The sequence below is a fragment of the Edaphobacter modestus genome (assembly GCF_004217555.1).
Taxonomy (GTDB): Bacteria; Acidobacteriota; Terriglobia; order Terriglobales; family Acidobacteriaceae; genus Edaphobacter; species Edaphobacter modestus.
Map to the genome: position 1 here is coordinate 693,465 of NZ_SHKW01000001.1, position 22,803 is coordinate 716,267.

General features: G+C 55.3%; 20 protein-coding genes and 1 pseudogene. 14 read left to right on the forward strand and 7 right to left on the reverse strand.

Annotation, left to right across the window (positions count from 1 at the left end; all coding sequences use genetic code 11):
* The first annotated feature begins 132 nt into the window (after nucleotides 1–132).
* Nucleotides 133–2,211 carry a PP2C family protein-serine/threonine phosphatase gene (locus tag BDD14_RS02830; RefSeq protein WP_130417478.1) on the forward strand — a complete coding sequence of 693 codons (2,079 nt, stop codon included), beginning with the start codon at nucleotides 133–135 and terminating at the stop codon, nucleotides 2,209–2,211.
* A gap of 438 nt (nucleotides 2,212–2,649) precedes the next feature.
* Here the strand turns inward: BDD14_RS02830 and BDD14_RS02840 are convergent, their stop codons facing one another.
* The 3 genes from BDD14_RS02840 to BDD14_RS02850 all read right to left on the reverse strand — a co-directional run bounded on the left by BDD14_RS02840 (nucleotide 2,650) and on the right by BDD14_RS02850 (nucleotide 5,716).
* Nucleotides 2,650–3,354 carry a hypothetical protein gene (locus BDD14_RS02840; RefSeq protein WP_130417480.1) on the reverse strand — a complete coding sequence of 235 codons (705 nt, stop codon included), beginning with the start codon at nucleotides 3,352–3,354 and terminating at the stop codon, nucleotides 2,650–2,652.
* Between the two features lie 321 nt (nucleotides 3,355–3,675).
* A complete protein-coding gene (locus BDD14_RS02845) occupies nucleotides 3,676–4,560 on the reverse strand; it encodes an SDR family NAD(P)-dependent oxidoreductase (RefSeq protein WP_130417481.1) in 885 nt (294 codons plus the stop codon).
* A gap of 265 nt (nucleotides 4,561–4,825) precedes the next feature.
* Nucleotides 4,826–5,716: a helix-turn-helix transcriptional regulator gene (locus BDD14_RS02850; protein ID WP_130417482.1), complete on the reverse strand. Its 891-nt coding sequence runs from the start codon at nucleotides 5,714–5,716 to the stop codon at nucleotides 4,826–4,828.
* A 154-nt stretch (nucleotides 5,717–5,870) separates the two neighbouring features.
* Between BDD14_RS02850 and BDD14_RS02855 the strand changes: the two genes are divergently transcribed.
* The 5 genes and pseudogenes from BDD14_RS02855 to eutC all read left to right on the forward strand — a co-directional run bounded on the left by BDD14_RS02855 (nucleotide 5,871) and on the right by eutC (nucleotide 10,055).
* Entirely contained in the window at nucleotides 5,871–6,815 is a 945-nt protein-coding gene (locus BDD14_RS02855) for a cupin domain-containing protein (protein WP_130417483.1), read from the forward strand.
* Nucleotides 6,816–6,900: 85 nt separating this feature from the next.
* Nucleotides 6,901–7,124: pseudogene (locus tag BDD14_RS34250) on the forward strand (Rieske 2Fe-2S domain-containing protein).
* A gap of 239 nt (nucleotides 7,125–7,363) precedes the next feature.
* Nucleotides 7,364–7,555, forward strand: coding sequence for a hypothetical protein (locus tag BDD14_RS02865; RefSeq protein ID WP_130417485.1), 192 nt, complete (start codon nucleotides 7,364–7,366; stop codon nucleotides 7,553–7,555).
* Between the two features lie 356 nt (nucleotides 7,556–7,911).
* Entirely contained in the window at nucleotides 7,912–9,270 is a 1,359-nt protein-coding gene (locus tag BDD14_RS02870; protein WP_130417486.1) for an ethanolamine ammonia-lyase subunit EutB, read from the forward strand.
* Nucleotides 9,267–10,055, forward strand: coding sequence for an ethanolamine ammonia-lyase subunit EutC (gene eutC, locus BDD14_RS02875; protein ID WP_242617691.1), 789 nt, complete (start codon nucleotides 9,267–9,269; stop codon nucleotides 10,053–10,055). The genes BDD14_RS02870 and eutC overlap by 4 nt, the downstream gene beginning before the upstream one ends.
* Here eutC and BDD14_RS34255 read toward each other — a convergent pair.
* Nucleotides 10,052–10,480, reverse strand: coding sequence for a hypothetical protein (locus tag BDD14_RS34255; RefSeq protein WP_130417488.1), 429 nt, complete (start codon nucleotides 10,478–10,480; stop codon nucleotides 10,052–10,054). The genes eutC and BDD14_RS34255 overlap by 4 nt on opposite strands.
* Before the next feature lie 112 nt (nucleotides 10,481–10,592).
* On the opposite strand from BDD14_RS34255, the gene BDD14_RS02885 reads away from it, so the two are divergent.
* Nucleotides 10,593–10,808, forward strand: coding sequence for a hypothetical protein (locus BDD14_RS02885; protein ID WP_130417489.1), 216 nt, complete (start codon nucleotides 10,593–10,595; stop codon nucleotides 10,806–10,808).
* A gap of 156 nt (nucleotides 10,809–10,964) precedes the next feature.
* Nucleotides 10,965–11,312: a transposase gene (locus BDD14_RS34260; protein ID WP_423201780.1), complete on the forward strand. Its 348-nt coding sequence runs from the start codon at nucleotides 10,965–10,967 to the stop codon at nucleotides 11,310–11,312.
* Nucleotides 11,313–12,001: 689 nt separating this feature from the next.
* Here BDD14_RS34260 and BDD14_RS02895 read toward each other — a convergent pair.
* A complete protein-coding gene (locus tag BDD14_RS02895) occupies nucleotides 12,002–14,413 on the reverse strand; it encodes a TonB-dependent receptor (RefSeq protein WP_242617692.1) in 2,412 nt (803 codons plus the stop codon).
* A 1,463-nt stretch (nucleotides 14,414–15,876) separates the two neighbouring features.
* Between BDD14_RS02895 and BDD14_RS34265 the strand changes: the two genes are divergently transcribed.
* The 4 genes from BDD14_RS34265 (at nucleotide 15,877) to BDD14_RS02910 (ending at nucleotide 18,166) form a co-directional block, all read left to right on the forward strand.
* Nucleotides 15,877–16,161 (forward strand): helix-turn-helix transcriptional regulator, encoded by a 285-nt coding sequence (locus BDD14_RS34265; RefSeq protein WP_207231680.1) that lies wholly within the window; start codon nucleotides 15,877–15,879, stop codon nucleotides 16,159–16,161.
* Nucleotides 16,162–16,349: 188 nt separating this feature from the next.
* A complete protein-coding gene (locus BDD14_RS31570; protein WP_165419893.1) occupies nucleotides 16,350–16,511 on the forward strand; it encodes a hypothetical protein in 162 nt (53 codons plus the stop codon).
* 543 nt (nucleotides 16,512–17,054) lie between these two features.
* Nucleotides 17,055–17,660, forward strand: coding sequence for a DUF3987 domain-containing protein (locus BDD14_RS02905; protein WP_130417492.1), 606 nt, complete (start codon nucleotides 17,055–17,057; stop codon nucleotides 17,658–17,660).
* 8 nt (nucleotides 17,661–17,668) lie between these two features.
* A complete protein-coding gene (locus BDD14_RS02910; RefSeq protein WP_165419894.1) occupies nucleotides 17,669–18,166 on the forward strand; it encodes a hypothetical protein in 498 nt (165 codons plus the stop codon).
* A gap of 122 nt (nucleotides 18,167–18,288) precedes the next feature.
* On the opposite strand, the gene BDD14_RS02915 is transcribed toward BDD14_RS02910, so the two are convergent.
* Together BDD14_RS02915 and BDD14_RS02920 are read right to left on the reverse strand one after the other, a co-directional pair.
* Nucleotides 18,289–19,380 (reverse strand): IS5 family transposase, encoded by a 1,092-nt coding sequence (locus tag BDD14_RS02915; RefSeq protein ID WP_130417184.1) that lies wholly within the window; start codon nucleotides 19,378–19,380, stop codon nucleotides 18,289–18,291.
* Between the two features lie 381 nt (nucleotides 19,381–19,761).
* Nucleotides 19,762–20,160, reverse strand: a complete 399-nt coding sequence (locus BDD14_RS02920; protein ID WP_130417494.1) for a heavy-metal-associated domain-containing protein — start codon at nucleotides 20,158–20,160, stop codon at nucleotides 19,762–19,764.
* Between the two features lie 894 nt (nucleotides 20,161–21,054).
* Here BDD14_RS02920 and BDD14_RS02930 point away from each other — a divergent pair.
* Both BDD14_RS02930 and BDD14_RS02935 read left to right on the forward strand, forming a co-directional pair.
* Complete coding sequence (locus tag BDD14_RS02930) at nucleotides 21,055–21,372, forward strand: PadR family transcriptional regulator (RefSeq protein ID WP_242617694.1); 318 nt, start codon at nucleotides 21,055–21,057, stop codon at nucleotides 21,370–21,372.
* A gap of 25 nt (nucleotides 21,373–21,397) precedes the next feature.
* A complete protein-coding gene (locus BDD14_RS02935; protein WP_130417495.1) occupies nucleotides 21,398–22,801 on the forward strand; it encodes a TolC family protein in 1,404 nt (467 codons plus the stop codon).
* Nucleotides 22,802–22,803 lie beyond the last annotated feature (2 nt).

Sequence of the window (22,803 nt, forward strand, 5' to 3'; positions counted from 1 at the left end):
CGAAGAGCTACAATTCTCTCCCTCGAAGTCAGCGGCATTTTTTCGGGTTCTGTCCCTTCCTGAACGTCGTCGAATGCTGTTTTTATTGTGTGCCGCTGATATTCACTGAATCTGTCGCAGAAAGAGCATTCTATGCATCGTGCCGGCCTGACGTTTCTGCTGCTGTGCTCTACCCTGTATTGCACGCAATCTCAAACCGCCCCTGCCGAAATTATCAATGGTCATTCCGCGCCGGGAGAAACCATCGTTCAAGTCAAGTTGGGAGAATCGTCGGTAGAACTTGCCGGTCCTTGGAAGTTTCGCATCGGAGACGATATGGCTTGGGCTCAAGTTGATTTCGACGATTCAAACTGGGATTCGATGGATCTTACTCCGCCTCCAGGATCTGCAGATGCGACCCTTGGAATCAGTGGATATATACCTGGATGGACCGCCCGTGGCTACGCTGGTCACTCGGGCTTCGCCTGGTACAGGCTGAAGATCGATATAACAGGTGCAAACCGTAGACCTGCGATAAAGATGCCAGCAATGGCCGATGATGCGTATCAGGTCTTCGTGAACGGACAGCAAATTGGCGAAATGGGAAAATTCGTCGGAAACCGCGTGACGGCATATAGTTCGCTGCCTCAATCGTTTCGCCTGCCAAAAGGAGTTGGTGATGGAAAAGCATCCATAGCAATACGTATGTGGATGGACAGCGCCACGCCGTTTAATAGTCCCGATGCAGGTGGTCTTCATGGGCCTCCCGTACTCGGATATGCAACAGTGATGGAGGCGCTGGTTCGATTGGACTACGACGATATTGCCCATGACATTGGAATAGGCTTTCTTGAAGCACTGATTTTGATCATGGCACTCGTGATGGCCCTGGCCCTGTTCTGGCTGGACCGCAAGGAAAGTGCCTATCTCTGGCTGGCTTTGGTGTGCTTGGTCACGCTCGTGCGCAACTCCATTGTGCTTTTTGTAAACTTTACTCCCCTGATGGGCCAGACATTGGCGGTCATTCTTACGGATGTAATTCTTGCTCCAGTTCGAATTGGCCTGTGGGTATTGTTTTGGGGATATTGGTTCCGCCTACGTCGCATCGGCATTCTGCACCGCCTTGTGTGGCCACTGGTCGTCACGCTCATGATAGGGACCGCTATGCTACGTCCCCCTTTATATGGCCTGATTATTCCAGTCCATGATGCAAATTACATTGCGCCACTGCTACTCATCGTCAAACTTGCACTGGGCGTCTTGTTATTTGTGGTTGCATTCCGCGGATTTGCGAGACATATAGCGGGGGGGTGGTTTGTCGCTATCGCCGTCTTGCTTGTAGTCGCCGCGAACTACCAGAGAGAATTGCGCCTCATTCATGTAAAAGTATCATTTTTGTTCCTGGGATTTCTTATTCAGCTTGGAACCGTGGCAACCATACTTTCTCTCCTCGTCATCACGGCCTTACTATTGCGGAGATTCGTGCACTCGCAACGTTTGAAAGAACAATGGAAGATGGAGATTCAGCAGGCACGTCATGTTCAGGAGGTCTTGATTCCGCAAAAGCTGCCTCAGGTAAAAGGCCTTCACATTGAGAGTGAATATCATCCGGCGCGTGAAGTTGGAGGGGACTTCTTTCAGATTCTACCGAACGAGGAAGAAGGAACCGTATTGATCGTTGTAGGAGATGTTACGGGAAAAGGGCTACAGGCCGGGATGCTGGTTGCTTTGATCGTTGGGGCGATTCGCGCAGCCGTGCAACATAGCTCAAATCCGCTAGAGATTCTTCGTGAGATTAACGAGCAGTTGTGCGAACGCCAACACGCCAGCGCAACCTGTTTAATCCTGCGAATTGATCCAGACGGGAAGGTGATTCTAGCCAATGCCGGCCAACAGCCCCCTTACCTTAACGGGATAGAGCTTGAGATGGAGGGCGCTTTGCCAGTAGGCACTATTTCTGATCCGGAGTTTTCAACTGCAGTACTCACCTTAGAGCAAAATGATTCTCTGATCCTGATGTCGGATGGTGTCGTCGAAGCTCAGAACCACCAAGGCATATTGTTTGGTTTTGAAAGAGTCAATGAAATGCTGCGACAGCGGGCTAGTCCGAGAGAGATTGCGCAGGCAGCGAAGGAGTTTGGCCAGGAGGATGACATTCTGGTGCTTCAGGTGAGAAGAGAAGCGACGCAGAGTGTGCGATTACATTTGGAGCCGCAATTTACAATGCAGTAACTATTCGGTATTTCCACCCCAAACCCCGTGTATCTTCTTATCCGCCACGGTTATCGGTGGTAAGTTCGTTGGTCGGTGCGGCTATTTAGGGACCATACCTCCCCAACCGGACCACGTCGACGGGTTCAGAACGCGCGATCGAACAGTTGCACGAATTTTGACATTGTCCCCGAGCGTTGCCTTGAGTTTTTCGAGCAAAGGCTTGAGTGTTGCGGCTTTTTCAGGTTCGGCTCGTCCTTGAGATCTTCGCTGCTCGCTGAGGTCTTGTTGACAGCCCTTGAAATCAATATCGAATCTAGGTAAACATGCCTCTCGAAACCGCAGGATTTCCAGCCACGGAGAGTCTTGCCAACGCCAGGCGAATGCCAAAGGCCGTACGCCATAGTCGGTAGTACGGCCTTTCCTGCCTAATTCGAGTATCGCTCTAAGCCAATAGACCTAGTTTCCCTGCATCTGCATCTGATGCACCTTATAGCCGTTCTCGATACTGAGGCGTCTTATAACTGTAAGCCCGTCACTGCCAAGTAGAAACGTGGTGCCTGTTTCATCGTTAGTCACCCGATGTTTCACGTTCTTGACTGTAGCGAGTTGAGTCGGGTCAGACCCGGCGACATCGATCACCTGGTAGTCCCGTGCATCTGCAGGGACGTACGTGTGGGCTATGCTCGTGACGAGGAGACCGCTCTCCGGCAAGATCTCAGCCGGATCAAGATCTGTCACGGTCGAGATCATCCGAAGCACAGGCCTCTTGGTCTTGCGTAGATCGAGCACGGCTTCCTTCTGGCTGTCACGAAAATATACAAGTTCAGCATGTTCGCCGAGAGGACGAACGAAATCAAAAGCGCTGTCTGTTGCCAAGAGCGTGCTCACTACCAGCTTGATGCGAGCCGGATCCGTAACATCAAAGACTGATAGACGAGCGCCCTGTTGCTGCTCGACATAGAGATACGTGCTTCCTGTATTGTCCGAGTGAAGGAAGAGTGAGTTGCCCGGTGTCTGAGCCTGTTCCGGAAGATCGCGAGATTCCATGACTACCAGTTCCTTCGACCTCGAGTGGGTCTCCGCCTCTGCTGGCGATGTGGGTAGAATTGGTGTCATGACAACTAAGCCAAGTGCGAGTGCGGATTTGACGATGTTGTTCATGGTGTTTCTCCTTTCGAAATCCAGTTTGATTCCACAAAGGCGGACATGTCCAAGTAGTAAAAGTGATCCCGTATAAGCAAGGAACTCTTCGAATCGATATCAGAACCCTGCTTATATGGCACAAGAATTTGTGAAGTACTCTCCAGCAATTCTGGACTCCAATGAGCGGCGAATGCAGCAAGGGCTTTGTGATGTTGACCATCTGCACACAGCTTACAGTCTTCCCGTAATCCGTTCCCGGCTTCGAATCAATCACCTCACGGATTCTGTTTGACAGTGTTCACTACAGCAAGGCTTTGCAACTCTCCGAAAAGCGTTTTGCTAAACGTTGTTCGCACTGTCGCCGCCTGTTACGTCATAGGTAGCTCCTGAGACCATGCGCGCCGCGTCAGACGCTAGGAACACAACGACCGGCGCCATCTCTGCCGGATCGATCCACGGCACGCCCAGAATCGATTTGTTCTGCAGCACCTTACGAGCCGCTTCTTCGTCCACTGCCTTGTCGCCCGTTGGCGTGCGTCCCGCCACCTGCAGAGCTTGCTCGTACCGTTCCTCATGGCGTGTCAGCGGGGTATCAATGAGTCCTGGCACAAGGCAGTTCACCGTGACGCCATGCCTGCCCAATTCCATCGCCGCAGATTTCATCAAGCCGATGATGCCCCACTTTGAAGCCGAATAAGCGGAGCCGTTCAGCGTGCCGTGTCTTCCCTGGGTTGATGTGGTCATGATGATCCGGCCGTGTTCCTGCTGAACCATATACGGGGCGAAGGCGCGCACGGCGTTTGCGGTGCCCGTTAGATTGACGTCAATTTGGATGTGCCAATCGGCATCTTCCATCTGGAGCAACGGACGGAACGCCTGAATACCAGCATTGGCAAACAGGATGTCAATATGTCCAAACTCCACGTTGATCTTCTCTGCGGCTCTGCGCAGTGCGGGAAGGTCGCGCTGGTCCAGCACCAAGCTCCTCCACTCGACGCCTTCGCTCTTAACCATTTCACCGGTCTGATCGAGTTCGGCACGAGTAGCAGGTTCCACTCCCGAACGCGGATCGACAACGGCACAGATGTCGATTCCAACCACGTGCGCACCACAATGCGCCAGAGCCACCGCCGCTGAACGGCCAATCCCGCGTGCCGCTCCGGTTACTACAGCGACTCTGCCATTGAGAATGCGTCCCCAAGGCTCTGTCTTCGCCTGTGTCATTTGACCCTCCGAGTTTCTCGTGAGTGAAAGCGCGCTCAGCGCCGCTGATCCGGTTGCCAGGAAGGTCCTGCGCGATAAGGTTCCCTTTGCTGGCTGTTGCTCTCCATTTCCTTGCATAAGCGCCTCCACTGTCTTATTGACAGTTTGGGAGAATGGAAGGCCACCGAGCTTTCTCAAAGAGTGCAAAATTTTGGATTCTTCAGGTGTTCTTCTGTCGGCATGCACGAGTCGGCATGCACGAACAGTTACGACGAGACAGAAGCTGTCACCGAGAAGCGGTGAGTGAAGAGCGGAAACGTCCCGGCGTCATCCCTACCAGCTTGCGAAAGGTCGTGATGAACTGGCTCTGGCTGGAGAAGCCACACTGCATCGAAATCTCTATGAGCGGCACTCCGTCTTTCTTCAGCAGTTCCTGAGCGTAGGCAATGCGGCGATGGTTCACGTACTGATGTGGAGTGAATCCGGTTGACTCACGAAAGAGTACGGCGAAGTGCTGCGGGCTTAGTCCAACTACGTCTGCAAGAGATTGAATCGAGAGATCGCGTTCCAGGTCAGCTTCGATGTACTCCCGCACGCGACGTTCGCGGGCGGGTCCCAAGCCTCCTGTCGCATAAGCTGCCTCGTTTTTTCGTACGGCGTAGGCACGCAACAGGCGCACGCAGAGTGTCGTGACCGCTGCACTTGCTACAGCGGCATTCAGATGCCCCTTCTCGGACTCCAGGTAAAGCAAACGAGCGAGTTCCTCGATGAGTAGATCTCGAACCAGATACGTGGGTTGAAGTTCCAAGGAGTCTTGCTGCAAGACGTCCAGGGCAAGCCGCCGGAGAAATTCTCCGCGGATGTAGATGTGTATTAGTGCTGCTCGCCGCTGCCAGAGTGTCTTGTGCGGAACGTGCGCAGGAATCACAGTGACTGCGTTTCCGATAAACTCCTTGCTTTGGCGGAGCTTTCCCGTTGCACGCCATTCAGCATGCATATGCGCCGGCTCAAGCCCCACGGTCACCTGCACGCAGTCGTGCACATGCTCGTGCCACGTACTGCGCGGCTGTTTGGCCGCATAGACACTGAAGCCTTCTCCTTCAAACCAGAAGTGATCGTCGGGTAGCGGGTCATTCGCTCCCACTAGAATCATCCGCTCCTGTGATGGCTCTGTCACGCGTTCAGCTCGCTCCTAGGTCGCCGAAGTTTATCCAATCTAAAGAATCCAAAAAGTGCCGGAAGAACCAAAGATACATAATAAGTCCACGAGAGCCAGACTGTAGCTGAGGTTGGCCGACCAACGACTGCACCTCGCGCGAAAGGAGAAACATATGAATACCGCAATTTCCGCAAAGGTGATCCCGACTGCTGTTCTCACGCAGGATGCCGAGATCTTTGAGTACAGTAAAGCCGCCGACCCAATCTCTTCCGGAGCGACGCCACGCATCCCGGTTAAGACGTTCTCATCCGAACTCTATGCTACTGGTGCCACACGTGTTGTGCCACTCGATCTGAGCAAGGAGTTGAAAACTGACTATCCCGTGACAGGTCCAAGCGTGATCGCAAGCTTCGTTCGCATCAAGGCCGGTGAATCGATCGCAACTTCAGTTGATGCCACCAGCGAGTTTTTTTACGTCATCAAGGGGAAGGGCCACACCGAGACCGAGAAGGGAGCCATTGAGTGGAACGAAGGCGACATCTTTACGTTGCCCGGCATGGCTGCCGTGCATCATGCCGACGAGGACACCGCCTTTTACATGGTGGACGACTCGCCACTGCTGGCCTATCTGGGCGTGGAGAAGTCAAAGGACCGTTTTCAGCCGACACTGTACACGCGTGCCATGATCATGACTGAGTTGGAGAAGGCCAAGAATGATCCCAACGCAGGCAAGCGCAGCCGTGTGAGCGTGCTGCTGGCAAACAAGAACTTCGACCAGACGCTGACCATCACGCATACGCTGTGGTCTATGTTTGGCATCGTGCCTCCTGGAACACGGCAGCTTCCGCATCGTCATCAGTCCGTCGCGCTCGATTTCGCAGTCGAAGCGAAGCCTGGGGTATACACCCTGATTGGGCCGGAACTGAATGCGGACGGCTCCATCAAGGACGCTATCCGCGTGGACTGGGTGAAGGGTGCTGCGTTCGTAACGCCAGCCGGCTACTGGCATGAGCACGTCAACGAGTCTGGTGCGGATGCCTACGTGATGCCCATTCAGGATGCCGGTTTGCACTCCTACCTGCGCACCCTGGACATCCAGTTCTATCTCGAAGACTAACGCTGTTTAAGGCCTCCTGCTGTAGCCCATCTCTCGGCCTACAGCTTTTCTTTGCGCATCCTCGGAGTCGTCCATCTCTGAACTCATCCTCTGTAAAACCTCGGAACTGCCTGCGCCTGGCAAAGCAGGCGGGATCGAGAGCGGCGGTCACGCGTTCTGTATCGCTAACGCCAACGGAACGATCGCTGTGCTTGACGACACATGCATCGACAAGGCTGCCTCATTGGCAAACGGCAAGTGTGCTCGGGACGCATCGTTTGTCCGCGTCATGGCTGGACCTTCGATCGTACTGGAGTAGGTGGTCCGTAATAGCAGACGACAAAGCGGATTTTGCTCCGCAAGGCTTCGCTCGAACTTTGTTTGCGCGCGTCCTTCGACAGGCCAGGACAGGTGCCCGCGCCGATCGGTATTGGTATGTCGGCTTCTCCGGCACCTCCGCCCTGGATACCAGGTTCAACCCCGCGACGGTCCCACGACGGGAGTCATCACCGTCGCCCCCAACGGTAACAATTCCCCCACGCTGTACGGCTGTTCGATGATCGACGAGGGTGCTGGGCTCAGCGGCGCGATCCTTCATGGGCGGCGTGGCTGACGCCGCGTCGTCCAGTCTGACGCTGGTGGGCAAGATCAGCAGTTCCGGTAGCCTCGACGCCATCTCGCGGACACCATGCGGTGACGGGCAGTTCGACCTGACGATGGTCCTTCCCGCTCATTTAGGCGTAAGTAACGCAACTCATTGAAACCAAAGCCACAGGTCGCACTGTGCACCACGGATTACGGTATTGGAAATGCTGTTATTTGCCCCTTGTTGGACCTCGGATCGATCTTGACAATCGAGTCCCGGTACCGATTCATCAATCGCGGGATCTGATTTTGGGTTGCGGTGAACTTTAGGGCATACGGAAAGCCCAGGCGCAGTTCAATATCAGAGCAAGTTGACTGTCATGTCCATCGATTGAGACGAAGCGTTTCTCATTACTAATCAGAAATTTAACTTGAAATAGAGTCCTGGAAGCCAGCATCGGAACGCTGAGCTCGTCAGCAGAGGACTTATCGTTGATAGACTCCCTTCAGCAAATCTTCCGAGAGAATCTCCATGCTCCTCCGCCATAGCGTCGATGGTGTCACCTATAACTTTGACAATCTCAAAGACCTGCTCGCGAAGGCCACCGCTGTTCGCTCCGGAGACGAACTCGCAGGCATTAGCGCTCGCAGTTCTGTAGAGCAAGTTGCAGCTCGGATGACCCTCGCTGATCTGCCTCTCGGCGCGTTTTTGGAAGAACCCTTAATTCCTTATGAAATCGATGAGGTTACTCGTCTTATCTTCGATACGCATAATGCATCCGCCTTTGCACCCGTGGCTAATCTCACCGTAGGTGAGTTCCGCAACTTATTACTCTCCAACGAGGTCACCCCAGAATCCCTGAAATCTCTCGCTGCGGGTCTAATACCCGAGATGGCAGCAGCCGTCTGTAAGCTCATGCGCGTGCAGGATCTTATTGCCATCTCTCGCAAGATTCGTGTCGTTACACGTTTTCGTACAACGGTAGGCATGCAGGGTCGCCTTTCAACACGGCTGCAGCCTAATCACCCGACCGACGATCCTATTGGTATCGCTGCTGCGATCGTGGATGGTCTACTTCTGGGGTCAGGCGACGCCGTGATAGGAGTCAATCCTGCCGCTGATAACGTCGCCAGCACGGTAAAGCTCCTTCGACTGATCGACTCGATTCGGCAACACTACTCTATTCTGACTCAAAGTTGTGTTCTTGCTCACCTCACCACTCAGCTTGCGGCACTTGAACAAGGTGCGCCCGTGGATCTTGTGTTCCAGTCCATCGCTGGAACGGAGCGAGCCAACACCTCCTTTGGCATCAACTTGGCTCTCCTCACTGAGGCGAACCAAGCTGCATCCGAACTTCGTCGCGGTGAAGTTGGTAAGAATGTCATGTACTTCGAAACGGGTCAGGGCAGCGCGCTTTCGGCGAATGTTCATCACGGCGTCGATCAGCAGACCTGCGAGGCTCGCGCCTATGGAGTTGCACGTCACTTCGCCCCGATGCTCCTCAACACGGTCGTTGGCTTTATCGGTCCGGAGTATCTTTACAATGGCAAACAGATCCTTCGAGCCGGGCTCGAGGATCATTTCTGTGGCAAGCTCCTTGGCCTGCCGATGGGCTGCGATGTCTGCTACACCAACCATGCAGAAGCCGATCAGGACGATATGGATTCACTCTTGACCCTTCTTGGTGCGGCTGGTGTCAACTACATCATGGGAGTTCCCGGAGCTGACGACATCATGCTTCAGTATCAAAGCACTTCCTTTCACGATGCCCTTTACCTTCGCTCCACGCTCGGTCTTCGCCCTTCGCCCGAGTTTGAAGTGTGGCTCGCAAGCGATATGCCCCGCCAACTCTCTCAGCCACTTCAACCGAACCTACTCGGAGGACAATGACGAACGCGATGTCTCGCCTTATCAAAACCCCTCGCTCGAGTTTGCGTGAGCTGACTCCCGCCCGTGTTTCACTGCACACTACAGGCGACAGTATTGCCACGGATGAGGTACTCAACTTCGAACTGGCCCACGCACAGGCACGGGACGCTGTCCATGCCGTGCTTCATCTACCCTCATTCGCGCAGCGTCTTCTCGCCGAACTTCCAATCCTTGGCCAAGCCTCAATTGCAGTCCTCCAGGTGCGAAGTAACGCATCCGATCGCGCCGCTTATCTTCGTCAGCCGAATCTCGGCCGCACTCTCCACCCCGACTCCGTCGCGCTGCTTCGCCCAGCCTCCTGCGAATTGGCCATTACCATCGCCGACGGACTCTCCGCTTTGGCCATTGAGCGTAATGCCATTCCCGTGCTCGCCCTTCTGCTCCCTAAACTGCTCGCGGATGCCTGGACCATCGCTCCCATCACGCTCGTTCAACAGGGAAGAGTTGGCATCTCCGATTCGATTGGTTCTCATCTTGGAGCAAGTTTGAGCGTGATCCTGATCGGCGAGAGGCCGGGACTCTCCTCTCCCGATAGCATGGGTGCATATCTGACATGGTCTCCCCACCCGGACCGCACAGATGCTGATCGCAATTGCCTTTCCAATATCCGGAGCGGCGGTCTCTCACCGGAAGCTGCTGCGGATCGCCTCTTTTGGTATCTCAAGCTTGCGCGCTTAATGCGGCAAACCGGCACTTCGCTGAAAGAAGGCTCCCCCGAACTAAACCTTGTGGCTGGGACTGTCTAGATGTGGTAACTCAAGAGGTTATTGTCATCGAGAGCTGCCCTGGTGATGGGCGGTAGTTGATTGAGGCTGGCGTGAGGCCGGTGCCAGTTGTACTGGTGGGTCCAGGCGGGGATGCTAGGCTCTTTGCTTCGCCGCGATGTCCATCCCAACTGCCCCGAGACAAACGTGAACGGCACATACTGTGCGAAGACACTCATGGTGTGCAAACCTGCTGGAGCCACGCTTGCATCACGCGCGCTCTGGAAGTAAAGCTCGCACCAGAGTTGCTCTGGAAGATGTCCAGCGCGAGCTGCGGCATAACTTGCCTTCCACTCATGCTTCGTCAGCGGAGCGTTGATCTGCCGTAGTGGTGCGGCTCCAGAATTCCCGGCCGGGCAGTGAAGTTCGGCAGCTCCCGGAGCAATACGTTCAGCTTCACCGTACATCCCCTATGGGCACTGAATGCACTCTCCCTGCCCAGGCTGGATCTGCAAACGCATCCAGCATGCTTAGTGTGCGGATTGGATCTGCGTTCGAGACGATAACCGGAGCGGTGATGTGTTCTCCGCTTTCGAGCAGTACGCCTTCTTCGGGCAAAATGCGCGTCACGTTTACGTCCGCTTCTACAACCGCTTCGGCCTCGCGGGCGGCATCGCAGAAGTAGTCTACGGATTGGGCTACGTTCAGCGTGCGTTGATAAAAGCTGCGAAGCTGGCGCCAAGACAGAGTCACGAATTAGCTGTGATCTATGACAAGGAGAAGCAGAAATGGTAATCGGGCAACACTGGGTAGCTCGGAAGATGGTTGCATACCTGTTTGGCCGTGGATCGGCAACAGCGAGACTTCGTGCCTGCTGAAGAATGCAGGACTGCGGCAGCATAAATACTTCCGAAAGAAACAGTATGAACAAAATGAGCAGACTGCCAGATCCTGCCGGACCACATTCACATGCTGATGAGTGTGCCTCCGCAGTTGGCTCCGGCGAAGCTGGTGCAATATCTGAAGGGGCGTTCAAGCCGGATGTTGCAAGACGAGTTTCCGCAGTTGAAGAAGCGGTACTGGGCCAGCCTCTGTGGGCGCGGGGTACCTCTGCGCAAGCGTGGGTGCGGTGGACGAGGACACCATCCGACGGTACATCGAAAACCAGCAGTGGGACGATCCGGGAGAGAACTTCTGGATCACCGCGCCCACCGAGCCATAAGCCGGCTCTTAGCCGGGCACCTTACAGGCGGCTTTAGCCGCAATCCAACCTACCGGCTTCAGCCGGTAGTCGTTTAGAACATTGTGGATAGGACGACTTGCACACTCTCCCGAGCTTGTGTCCGGGACATCCGTGCCCCGCTTGACAGATGACTTACATGGAGGTCGGCAAGCCGGAAGTTATCCGGTCCTAGCGATTTACTGCCGAGTAGCCGTCATTCGAGATCGCCCTCTCCGAGCTTTTATCTGGGCCTCGGAAGAAAGAACGAACAGGTCTAGCGTGATCCGCGCTGAAGACGATGGCGTTCTGCGAGGCTCCGAAGACGACGGAGCAGCCGAAGTTCCGTTCGAGAGCTTTTACATATTCCGTTCAACAATTCGCCTAAAGAAGCCTTCGATAGCATCTCCCCGAGCAGACGGGCAGTGTTGGCGATGCCACTCTCGTCTTCCACTCAAGAGACTAATCAGCGAGGCGAAAGGCTGATACCTGCGGACATTGCTCCTTCGCAGAACGTCGATGGTTCTAAGCGAATACAGTGTGAGCGCACGAAACCGGGGACCTCAGCTGAACGAATTTGTCCTTGCGCCTGGTGGCTAATATCGAACCGGGAAGTCCGCAGCGCATTCGTAATTGAGGGCCAACAAGACAAATTTCGCGCAGCTCGTGCTTACTCCATGAACGGAAAAGCACATTCCGCATTGAACAATAAACGGGGATGCGCGCTGTCCGTGAGCCCTGTCAACGAGTTCTCACACTTTTTCGTAGCTCAAAAAACGAACTGTAGGGACGTGGAGATTGTCCGCGGAGAGCCAAAGTGAGCAAGGTTGCTACTCGCGTTCGTTCCCGTGATGTCACCCGCGGAGATCGTGGAGTAGTAGTGAACGTCCGTTAGGTTGTTGGTTGTGAACCGCAACGTCGCCAGCTTCGTGAAGATCATATGCGAGTAACGGAAGCCCAAATCATAGATATTGTAGCCCCCGGTTGAGTATAGGTTTTCGTCATCCTGCGGACGGCGGCCCACGAATTGCCAATCGCCAGTCACACTCAAATTTGCAACACCGGGCACACGGTACTCGCTGTAGAAATTGGATTTATATCCTGGAATACCAACGAAGCGCTTACCGTTGGTGGCGGCGATTCCTGTGTCGTTCAACCGCGCATTCAGCGCAGTAAAGCCGCCGTCCACGAGCAAACGATGAAACAGAGTGCCTTGCACTGAGATCTCCGCGCCGTAGTTCACCTGCTGGCCGGTAATCTCAAAGATGTTCTGCGTTGCATTCAAAGCAACGGTGTTAGCGAATGGGCGTTGAATACGGAACAGAGCCGTTGTGACGTCGATAGTCCGCGATGCTGTCTTGAAACCTATCTCCCATTCCTTGCTCCGGTACGGAGCAAGTGCCTGGTTGGCGTTCACCAGGTTCGTGCTCCCTGGAGCGATGTCTCCCTGCTGCAAGCTGCTAGCGTAGGTTGCATAAGCCGTCATCCAATTCCGCGGTTTGTACATGACACTTGCCGAGGGGCTGATTCCGTTCTTGTTCGATCCGCTCGTGCGGGTAGTGGCAGAGTTATTGTCGACGCCGATCCAATCCTGACTAGCTGCCAGACGCACAGCAAAGCCTTTTGGAAAGTAGATGAGATCGCCAAGATTGAAGCCCTGCTGGTGAACGACTGCCGATTCGTAGAGGCCGCGATTCTGAGGCAGGCCACCGGCGGGCGGCGCGAAGACGCGGGGAGCCGCCACATTTGCCGTTCCGAGCAGAACACTAGCAGCTGACGGCGTGGTGTAGGCGTACTGGTTGAACCGGTAGCCCTCGCTGGCAGCGACGACATCCTGCCTGATGCCCCACTTTGAAATCTCACCGGTGATGTAGCCGAGGTCGCTCTCTACGCCGAAGCGGGGAGCGAAGCCGGTGGCAAGCGACGACTGATAGTTGCCAACGTTGTCTGTAAGGGTGTTGACCGGAGTATCCATGAAGCGGTCAAGCCGTTGCGCCAGACCTCCGGCCATCGCATGCCAGTTTGGGGAGAAGTCGTGAAGCAAGCGGACGCTTGTGCTCTGCGTGGTGAGATTGACACCAGCATAAGCCTGTCCGAAGCCGAGACGAGTTGGATCGGGTGCGGAGGGTAGCAGCAGTGTACGTTTGGGGCGCTGGGCGGTCGATGTCGTATCAGTCGGATCCTGACCGTAACTGAACCAACCGGGATAGCCACGCTGAACGATGTCATACACGCTGTAGTGAGCGTCGATCGTCGTATGTTCTGTTGGCCTGAGGTCAAAGGCAAACTCGCCCAGCCGGCGGCGAAGGCGGCTCTGCTCTACAAACGCGGTGCCATCGCCAAAGAGCAAATTAGAGCGATACCCAAAGATCTTGTGCGAACCAAGACGACCCCCAGCATCGCCGTAGATCGTGCCGATAGAGCTGCTGTCATGCTCGAGATAGAGATTGGCCGTGCGCTCTTCGGTCGGACGCTTGAGAACGAAGTCGAACATGCCCGAAGGATTGGCCGGCCCGTACATGGCAGCTCCGAGGCCATTTTCAACCTGCAATCCCTCATACTGCTCCATGGAGTTCGCGCCTGTGATCGCGATGGCCATGCCGTCCATGCGGGTATTCTGCGCGATGCTTCCCTGAATGCCTCGTGTGGAAGGTCGCAGAATCTCCGAACCCTGCTGCTCGGTGAAGGACACTAAGGGCAAGAACATGATAGCGTCCCGTAAACTCTTGACCTGAGTGTTCGTGATCTGCTCGGCTGGCATCACCGTGATCGTGTAGGGCTGATTTACGATCGGCGAAGACCCCAAGATACCCTGATTGACTTTGCTCACGAAATAGGCGTTTTCTGCTTTACCCGACAGACCGGCGTCGACCGTGATGGACGTATCTGCACCGGCCAAGACCAATGCGAAATCCTGTGTGACGTTCTGCCCAGCTAAGACTGTTAGGGACGGAATCGTAAACGTTGCAAATCCAGCCTTATGGGCTTCCAGTTTGTAGCTGCCTGTAGCAACCGATAGGAACGTGTATTGACCCGCTTGATTGGTGACCGTCTGCAGGATAGGGCGAGTTTGTGGACTTTGGAGTGTAACCACTACATTGCTCACCACAGATTGATCGGGGTCCGTAATCGTTCCGCTTATCTGGGCCGACTGCGCGAAGGCTTGAAGCGAAACAAGCATGAAAAGCCCCGCACATAGCGAAATACACAAGCGTAAGTTCCGACAGACAGAAAGATGGACAGGGGCGTGGCGAGACATTGAACTCCCGAGACTGGCTGTTCTCCGGTCTCGACGTATGCAGGCAAGACCGCTTGGAGAAGGTATTTGGTGATGGATAGTTAGGGGTAGCTAAGCAGCTCAGATCTGCTGTGAGCCGCCGTCACGTTCGCATACACATTAAAAAAGCAACAATACTTCCAATATTCGAATTTATACGAATAGAACCATATAGGGCAAATCAACTTGTTCGCTCTTCCATTCGCTCTCTCGCTTATCGTTTGGCGCGCCTCCGCCGCCCGGAAGCAGGGAAGCGGAGCCCCTCGCCTCACTCCCGGTCTTGGCTTTGCTGCCGAATAGGGTCCTCGACCTCGGTCCAGTCGCCCCACAACTCGACTGTGATCAGGAAAGCGGTCAACGTGGTCGACCACGAAAACAGCGCTCTGTTGGTGTCGGATGGAGGGTAAGGATCGACCAGTCAGCGTATGAGAGTAATTCGTAAGGGGCCACCTTAGCCAAATAAGTCGTGGTGAACAGAGCCAGTCACTCATTCTGGGCATTCCGCTGGATTGTTTGAATGTTAGGTCATTGAGGAGCACAGAGAACGACCACGGAGGCTCCTCGGGACATATCGGAACTGGATGTACAAGAAGACGATCAGCTACTGCGTGAAGGACGTGAGTGGCCGAGTGCAGCGGCCGGACCTTACTGGGAGCCCGCAAATACGGAGGCCTGAGATATTGAGAAGTGCAGCAATATGTGGCCACGTCGGAAAGCACGTGATACGGTTTTTTGATCAGAAAGAGGGAAATGGCGAAGCTTGACGAGACCACGAGAAAACACGGTCACGCTGTAAGTCCCTGACTTTAAAGTAGTTTACTGATTATGGAGGATTTAACTGGGATTAGGGGAGACAGGGATTCGTATTCATTGTGTAAGTCTGTGCATAATATAGACATAACTTTTTCTCCTCTTAGGAGATACCCTCAAATCTACCCACAATTCAAGGGGTCGAACCGGTCCTTGGGCTAGTGAACACGTTGGAATCCATCGCAGTAAGCCGGGAGCCATAAAGCTCTCGGCTTTTCTTTGTATGCCTGACATTTTGTAACCACGATAGTGTCTTTACATCACTGTGATTCTCACCAGAGATGATCCTATGGCGGCAAGGGCAATCTCGAGGAGGCTATGTCAAGTGCTTTTTTTTGCCCCGGTTTTGAGGCAATTTCCGAGAAGGATGATAAGCATTGGAACACATGGGAAAGATTGGAAACTTTTTTCGACTCTTCGTCGACTCCGAATACCTCCGCTAAAAATGGTCTACGGTATCGTGTCTCCATGGATTGAGTACGGGAGCGTACGAGGGAGATCGACATGAGCGTCCAACGTTTAAGTTTTATACGCCTACAAGATGTGCAGCGCGCCGGGTGCCGTACAGTAAATCGACAATTTACGCGATGGTGGCCAACGGCCTTTTTCCAGTTCCGCACCGCCTCGGGGCTCGTGCGGTCGGCTGGTTAGTGCGAGGTCGACTTGTGGTGCGAAGCCCGCGCGGCAGCCGAGCCTGCGGTGCCCGCCGCGCCACGTCCTATCGCGCAGGCAAGGAGTGGTCAATGACCGCCGCTGCCCTTGCGGAGCATCTGCACGCTCGCCCGGTCGGGCGGGGTAAGTGGGTGGCGCGGTGTCCTGCACACGATGATCGATGTGCATAACTGTCTCTCCGCGAGGCGGGCGGTAAGGTATTGCTTCACTGCTTCGCAGGATGCGAAGCGCTGGCCGTAGTCACGCCGCGGGACTGAAGCTGCGGGATCTCTTTTTCGGGCCGCCGCCGACCTCAGCCCAACTTCGGGAGATGGCAACGGAGCGGCAGGCGCGAGAGTTGTAGGAGCGGGCCGAACGATTGGCCCGACGTGCAATCGGTGACCGCATCCGGTCGCTTGATGAGATCGCCGAAGAACTCGTCTCGCGCCTCGAGTCAGCACCCGATGCGGATACTCTCGCCAAACTTTTTCATTCTGCGGTCGAACAGATTCGGATGGCAGAATTCACGGTGAGACCATGAATGACCCGGCGAAGCTCGTGGACTTCTTAATCTCATCGCCGAACTCTTACGCGAATGCGACAGTGTCCGAAATCGAAGCGCATCTCAACAACTGGCCGATGCCGGAGCCGCTCCGGGCCGATCTACCTGCAGTTCCGGGATTCGACTTAAAGTTATTGCCCAATGCGCTTCGTCCGCTCGTAGAGGACGTGACAGAGCGAATGCAAACACCGCTGGATTTCGCCGCCGTCGTGTCCGTTCTGTCGTTAGCTGGGTCACGAATCGCAGAGGGCTGATACAGCCCAAGGAGAACGATGAGAGTTGGATGGTCGTTCCGAATCTGTGGGGAGGTATCGTTGCGGCTCCGGGGTTGGCTTAAATCGCCTGTCATCCAAGCGGTCACGAAGCCTTTGACGATGATTGATGGCCTGTGGCGAACTGAACATGAGAGCGGCGTCGCAAACTTTAGAGCCGAGAAGGAGGAGCAAGAACTGAGGGAAGACGCGTGGAAGCAGCTATACACGGCTGCCGTGAAAAAGGGCAGCGAACCACCGATCCGACCGGATGACCCGCTCGCTGAACCGACTGAGACGACTCATCACGCAAGACTCGACACCCGAGAAGCTACATGAGATTTTACGCGACAACCCTGCAGGTGTGCTCGTGATCCGAGACGAGCTTTCTGGCTGGTTCGCATCGCTTGAGAAGCAAGGTCGTGAAGGAGAACGGGAGTTTTTCTCATCAGCATGGAACGGCGACACTGGCTACACAATTGACCGAATAAGTCGCGGCAGCATTCACGTCCCCGCCTGCTGTGTCTCCATCTTAGGTGGCATCCCACCCGCCCGCCTCCGGGCGTATCTCTCCGATGTATTGAAGGACGGCCCCAGCAACGATGGATTAATGCAGCGCTTCCAGCTTCTTGTGTACCCAGATGCTCCTGGGGAATGGAAGTACGTCGACAGACCACCGAACCATCGCGCCATCGATAGGGTCACACACGCCTTCCGCCGAATCGTGGAACTGGATTGCGAGTGCCCGCTGATCTTGAAATTCACACCTGATGCGCAAGAGCTCTTTCAGGAGTGGATGGGCCTCCTTGAGTGTCGGGTCCGGGCGGACGATCTATCGCCCGCTATGCAGGCTCATTTGGCGAAATTCCGAGTTTGATGCCGTCATTGGCGCTCCTGTTTTCGCTCGCGGACGGCGAACTCGAAGCTGTCGATCTACATCATGCCCGACTCGCAGCCGCATGGTGCAAATATCTGGAAGATCATGCGCAACGCATCTACGCCTCGCGAATAGCCCCCGAGCAGTTTGCCGCATCGACGCTATCGCGCAAACTTGCGGGCGGCTGGAAGGGCAGCGAAGGCTCCTTCGCCCTGCGGGATGTGTACCGTAACTGCTGGACAGGACTTGGCACGCCGGAAGAGACCCGAGCAGCACTTCGATTACTAGAAGAGGCTGGGTGGGTACGGCGGGACGCGAACGAGCCGGGGCCGGGCCGACCTGCAGAGAACTACACGATCAATCCGAGACTGCAGGAGGTGACCGATGGAAAGCATCGACTATTGGCGAAACTGGACTCCCGGCAAGAAAATAATAGAAGAACACCCTCAGACCGGACTGACAAACCGCCAAAGTCATTAACAGCCTCTAGGAGCTTGTTGAAATAGCTAGAGCTGACTCCTTTACTGATGAGGTTTTGGGTTGATGCAGGGGAGTTGGGTTGTTTATGACGGCTGGCTGGCGGATTCTGCGGCATGTTTTCTTGCCGGGTTGAAGACTCAACCGGCCTTCAGGCGCACTGCTGCTGTGGGTCCTGCTGAGTATGGCTTTGGATGAGCCTTGGCAGACGCAGCAGGTTATGTGCGGCGCAGCTGAAGACGAAGATCCAGTCGACCTTGGCGAGTCCTCGCACCTTCAGCTGGTCGAGCGGACCGGTCTGCTTCAACCAGCCAAATGTCTTCTCCACGAGCCAGCGGCGGCTGAGGCTGAGCGCATAGCCGGCGTGCCGGGTGGTCCTGCCATCGAGGTTCGAGCGGCGTCCCTTGTCGTTCTTCTGCACATGTGCGGTGACGTTGAGGGCGCGGGCTCCGGCGATGAAGTCCTTCGCGTCGTAGGCCTTGTCGGCACCAACCGTGATGCGCCGCGAGCTGTTCTTCTGCCGCTCGTCGAGCATCAGCAGGGCGGCGTCGCGCTCGGCATGGCCGTCGGCCTGGGTCGCCATCGCGGCGGCGATCAGGCCGTTGCGGTTCTCCACCAGCGCATGGCCCAGGTACGCGAGCTTCGACTCCTTGCCATAGCTCTTCTTGTAGAGCCGCGCCTCCGGATCGGTAGTCGATTGATGGGTCTCGTTCGACCTCTTCTGCCCACGGAAGTTAGTGCCGTCGCCATCATCGGAGCCATCCTTCGGCCGGAAGCTCTTCTGCGATGCCCAGGCCTGGATCAGCGTGCCGTCCACGGTGAAGTGCTCGTCACTCATGAAGCGCTTCGCCAGCACGTTCACCTCGGCGAAGAACCGCTGCGCCACGTCCGACGTCAGCAGCCGGTCGCGGTTCTTGGAAAACACGGCATGGTTCCACACCGCGTCGTCCATGCCCAGGCCGACGAACCAGCGGAACAGCAGGTTGTAGTTCAGCTGCTCGACTAACTGGCGCTCCGAACGCACCGAATAAAACGCCTGCAACAACAGCGCCCGCAGCACATACTCGGGCGCAATCGAAGGACGGCCTGATGCCGAATATAGCGCATCGAAATCCTCGTTCAGCGACACCAGAACTGCATCCGTCAACTTGCGAATCTCGCGCAAAGGATGATCCTGTGGAACCCGCTGCTCCAACGTCACACAACTGAACATCTCACCCTGAACCCGCTCGTCGCCACGCATACAACAGAGACGGACCAACACCCAGATCAGACGAAGCCAGAACCTATTTCAACAAGCTCCTAGAAGACATCTCCTCTTCGCAACTCGTTACCGGGAACTGCTTAGAAATGCTTTTCTGCTTTTGAACAAGACTGCCAGCATAGTTCACGTTTTCATCGGGCTCCATCGAAGGAACTCTTCGTTTCCTACTCACGACTCGGCATCTAGCCGTTAAGTTGACGATGCCGGAAAAACTTCTGTCGTTTCCCGTCGAAATGTCGATAAGTGGTCTCCGGCGAATTCAATCGACCTCGAAGTATGGCCTCTCTTATGTGGCAGTGTAATTCAGCAGAGCCGCTCGCTTGGCCCTACGCTGTGGAGTGAGGGAAAGTGCGGTCGAGTTCATCGGGCCTCCGTGATTGTCTGATATCGGAGCGTGTCGGAGACTTTGCCTTTTGCTGCTGCGGGAGCACTCCGATGACGGTCACTGTTTTCCCATAGAGAAGAGACGTCCGTAGCCGTCGTTGTTGGAGACAAGGCATAGCGACCCTCAGTTCCGGTTATCTCCAGAAAATGCGCGCTGGCTGTAGCCGTCAGCTTGCCTTGGGCTATTATGTCGGCGTCTTTGTGAGTGAATCCGTTCTTCTCTACCGTTTGATTGAATTGCCTCATAGACTCGTTGTTGCCTGAGTTGAGCTTGATGGTGACTAGGCCGGTGTTGAGATCTACATCGACCGCATTCACCCCTGGAATACCTTTCATCGAAACACGAATGGCGTGAGCACAAGGAGCGCAGTCCATGCCGAAGACAACGAGGTTGACATGTTCATATTCAGCATGAGCGGCGAGCGAAGGGGTTGCGAGAAGTCCCGCAATAATGATTTTTTTTCATGATCGTTGCTTTCAATGGGGAACTGGTATGTATGGCGAATCAAACGTGTTCCCGACCGTAGATCGAGTCCGACGCATCACGAAGAATGGGAGCCTCTACTCCGCCAGAGATGGCGACATTCTTGAAGATCGCCGAGCACTGATGGTCCGAGCCACACGGTCGTAGTTTACTGTTCGGAAGGATGGCTCCGCCAGTCAAGACGTTTCCGGTGTGCTCTCCCGTGCGTTCAGCGAAGCCTCGATAATCCCATTGGTCATATCCGTGACGGAGCTTCGCCGGACGATAGCCATAGACCCCGCTCCCAGGAGATGGTGTCGGGGACGCCTGTCGTTGGAAGCTTCCGCAACTCTGACCTTAGAACCAGTTCGCTTCCCCCGCAGATTCCCAGTTTTGCCAAGGTTGCATCGAAATCCCTGAACAACGTTCATCTGAACCCCATCCGGAATTTGAGCACAGCGTGACACCTGAAGGGCAAACGCGACTACATCGTCGAGACCATCCAGCAACGGGAAGGTCGGTGTCCTGGCCGACCTTGAGGAAAAGGGCCGCCGTATCCGGCGATGGCCATCCCGATCTGGGTGAAGCAGGGCATCAACGCCTGGATGACTGGCATCGAAGACGGGTGGTTGCTGCGGTCGGTCTCGAAGAGTGGGAAGCTCGACCGTGACACGTAAAGCAACTGGGCGGTCTGGTCGGTAGTTGAACAATCCATGTCCTGATTTGAAACGACTGGAATTCCCGGCTGGTCTTCATTTTGTCTTAATGTTTAATGTTGTATCGTGTTTCGATAACGAGGCACGATATTGCAGAACGTTTCAGATAACCGCGATCTCTACTCCGGCATGATTCGTCTGCACATCCTTCATCATGCAGAGCACGATGCTATTTTCGGAGCAGGGATGGCGGAAGAGCTTGCCCGCCATGGATACAAGATCAGCCCTGGAACTCTCTATCCAATCCTTCATGGTTTGGAGAAGCGTGGATACCTGAAATCGGAGGAAGAACGATCTGGCAGGAGCGTTCGCCGCCTCTACAAGATCACGGCCTCCGGTCGCCGAGCGCTCAAAACGTCAAAGCTCCGAGTTCGCGAGCTTTTTGGAGAGCTCATTGAAGGAAAATAGTCCATTCTTTTGAGATGTTCGCTCGATGCGAGCGGCCGGTGTTGGATGCTTCTTCCTGGTCGGCGCGGTGACTATCGTTTTGGCTCAGTCTCCATCCGTCGCTCCTGGCGCTCCCTCCGAGCTCACGATTGCTCAAGTCGTTCAGGATGCACAGCAGAACTATCCCTCCATCCATGTCTCCGAGCAGGAACTCAATGCTGCCGTGGCAAACATTCGGTTGGCAAGAACTTCTTACCTGCCACGCCTTGATGGCATTGTGGCGGTAAACAGGGCGACCCGGAACAACGTTTTCGGTATGTTACTTCCCCAAAACATTCTGCCAGGCATCTCCGGGCCGGTGATCGGGAGCAACGATGCAGGGTCCGTTTGGGGGAGTGCAACGGGGCTCTTGTTCAATTGGCAGCCGTTCGATTTTGGTTTGCGTCATGCCAAGGTAGAGTCGGCGGCTGCAGCGCGTGATCGGGCAAATGCATTCGTACAGAGAAGCCAACTTGAGGTCTCAAGTGCCGCGGCAGACGCGTTTCTAACCGTGGTGGCAGCCGGTCAGGCTCGGAAAGCGGCTCAGGTCGCGGTCGATAACTGGGAGACTCTAAGGCGAAGTATCCATGCGCTGAGGACTGCCGAACTGCGGCCCGGCGCTGACGAATCCCGCATCGACGCGGAAAAGGCGGCCGCCAGCACTCAACTCGCTCTGGCAACAGAAGCGGTTGAAATGGGAGAGGCGACCCTTTCGAAGTTTCTGTCCAAGCCCGGCGATGTATTGAAGCCGTTCAACCACGCCCATTTCCTTGGAGATGTCCCTTTGGGACTCGAGGATGGCGGGAACTTTCATCCCGAGAGTACCCCCGCCATGCTGGAGCAACATGCTGTCGTATCTCAGTCGGCTTCGGAGCTTCGGGCAACAGATCGTAGCTGGGTCCCACAATTCAATCTGGAGGCGGCAGGTTACGGTCGAGGCTCCGGCGCAGAGACAAATGGTCAACGGTTGAGCGGTGCAAACGGCCTCGCTCCTACGGTAGGGAACTACGCCGTCGGTCTGAACATCACGTTTGGCTTTCTCGACTTTGCCAGCATTCACGCTCGCGAAGCCTCCCAGTCTGCCACTCTGAAAGCGGAGCAAGCGCGCGAGACACTGGTCGGTCGACAACTTCAAGAGCAGTACGGTCAGGCGCTTGCCGCTTTACACGCCATGCGCAGCGTTGCAAAGAATACCCCGATTCAGGTAGTAGCCGCCCGGACCGCTCTCTCCCAGGCCACAGCTCGGTACAAAGCCGGTCTCACTTCGATTGATGATGTGGCACAGGCACAACGGCTAGTCGTGCAGGCTGAGATGGATGACTCGATTGCGCGCCTCAACGTCTGGCGTGTGTTCCTTCAATTGCAATCTGTACGTGGCGATTTGCAGCCCTTCCTTCAGGCAGCTCAGTAGTC

What these genes read in the sequence shown, in the direction of transcription:
- BDD14_RS02905 (WP_130417492.1), top strand. Translation starts at nt 17,055, where the DNA reads ATGACCCGCTCGCTGAACCGACTGAGACGACTCATCACGCAAGACTCG.
- BDD14_RS02915 (WP_130417184.1), bottom strand. Translation starts at nt 19,380, where the DNA reads ATGCGTGGCGACGAGCGGGTTCAGGGTGAGATGTTCAGTTGTGTGACG.
- BDD14_RS02830 (WP_130417478.1), top strand. Translation starts at nt 133, where the DNA reads ATGCATCGTGCCGGCCTGACGTTTCTGCTGCTGTGCTCTACCCTGTAT.
- BDD14_RS02870 (WP_130417486.1), top strand. Translation starts at nt 7,912, where the DNA reads ATGCTCCTCCGCCATAGCGTCGATGGTGTCACCTATAACTTTGACAAT.
- BDD14_RS02895 (WP_242617692.1), bottom strand. Translation starts at nt 14,413, where the DNA reads ATGCTTGTTTCGCTTCAAGCCTTCGCGCAGTCGGCCCAGATAAGCGGA.
- BDD14_RS02855 (WP_130417483.1), top strand. Translation starts at nt 5,871, where the DNA reads ATGAATACCGCAATTTCCGCAAAGGTGATCCCGACTGCTGTTCTCACG.
- BDD14_RS02840 (WP_130417480.1), bottom strand. Translation starts at nt 3,354, where the DNA reads ATGAACAACATCGTCAAATCCGCACTCGCACTTGGCTTAGTTGTCATG.
- BDD14_RS02845 (WP_130417481.1), bottom strand. Translation starts at nt 4,560, where the DNA reads ATGACACAGGCGAAGACAGAGCCTTGGGGACGCATTCTCAATGGCAGA.
- eutC (WP_242617691.1), top strand. Translation starts at nt 9,267, where the DNA reads ATGACGAACGCGATGTCTCGCCTTATCAAAACCCCTCGCTCGAGTTTG.
- BDD14_RS02935 (WP_130417495.1), top strand. Translation starts at nt 21,398, where the DNA reads ATGCGAGCGGCCGGTGTTGGATGCTTCTTCCTGGTCGGCGCGGTGACT.
- BDD14_RS34255 (WP_130417488.1), bottom strand. Translation starts at nt 10,480, where the DNA reads ATGTACGGTGAAGCTGAACGTATTGCTCCGGGAGCTGCCGAACTTCAC.
- BDD14_RS02920 (WP_130417494.1), bottom strand. Translation starts at nt 20,160, where the DNA reads ATGGACTGCGCTCCTTGTGCTCACGCCATTCGTGTTTCGATGAAAGGT.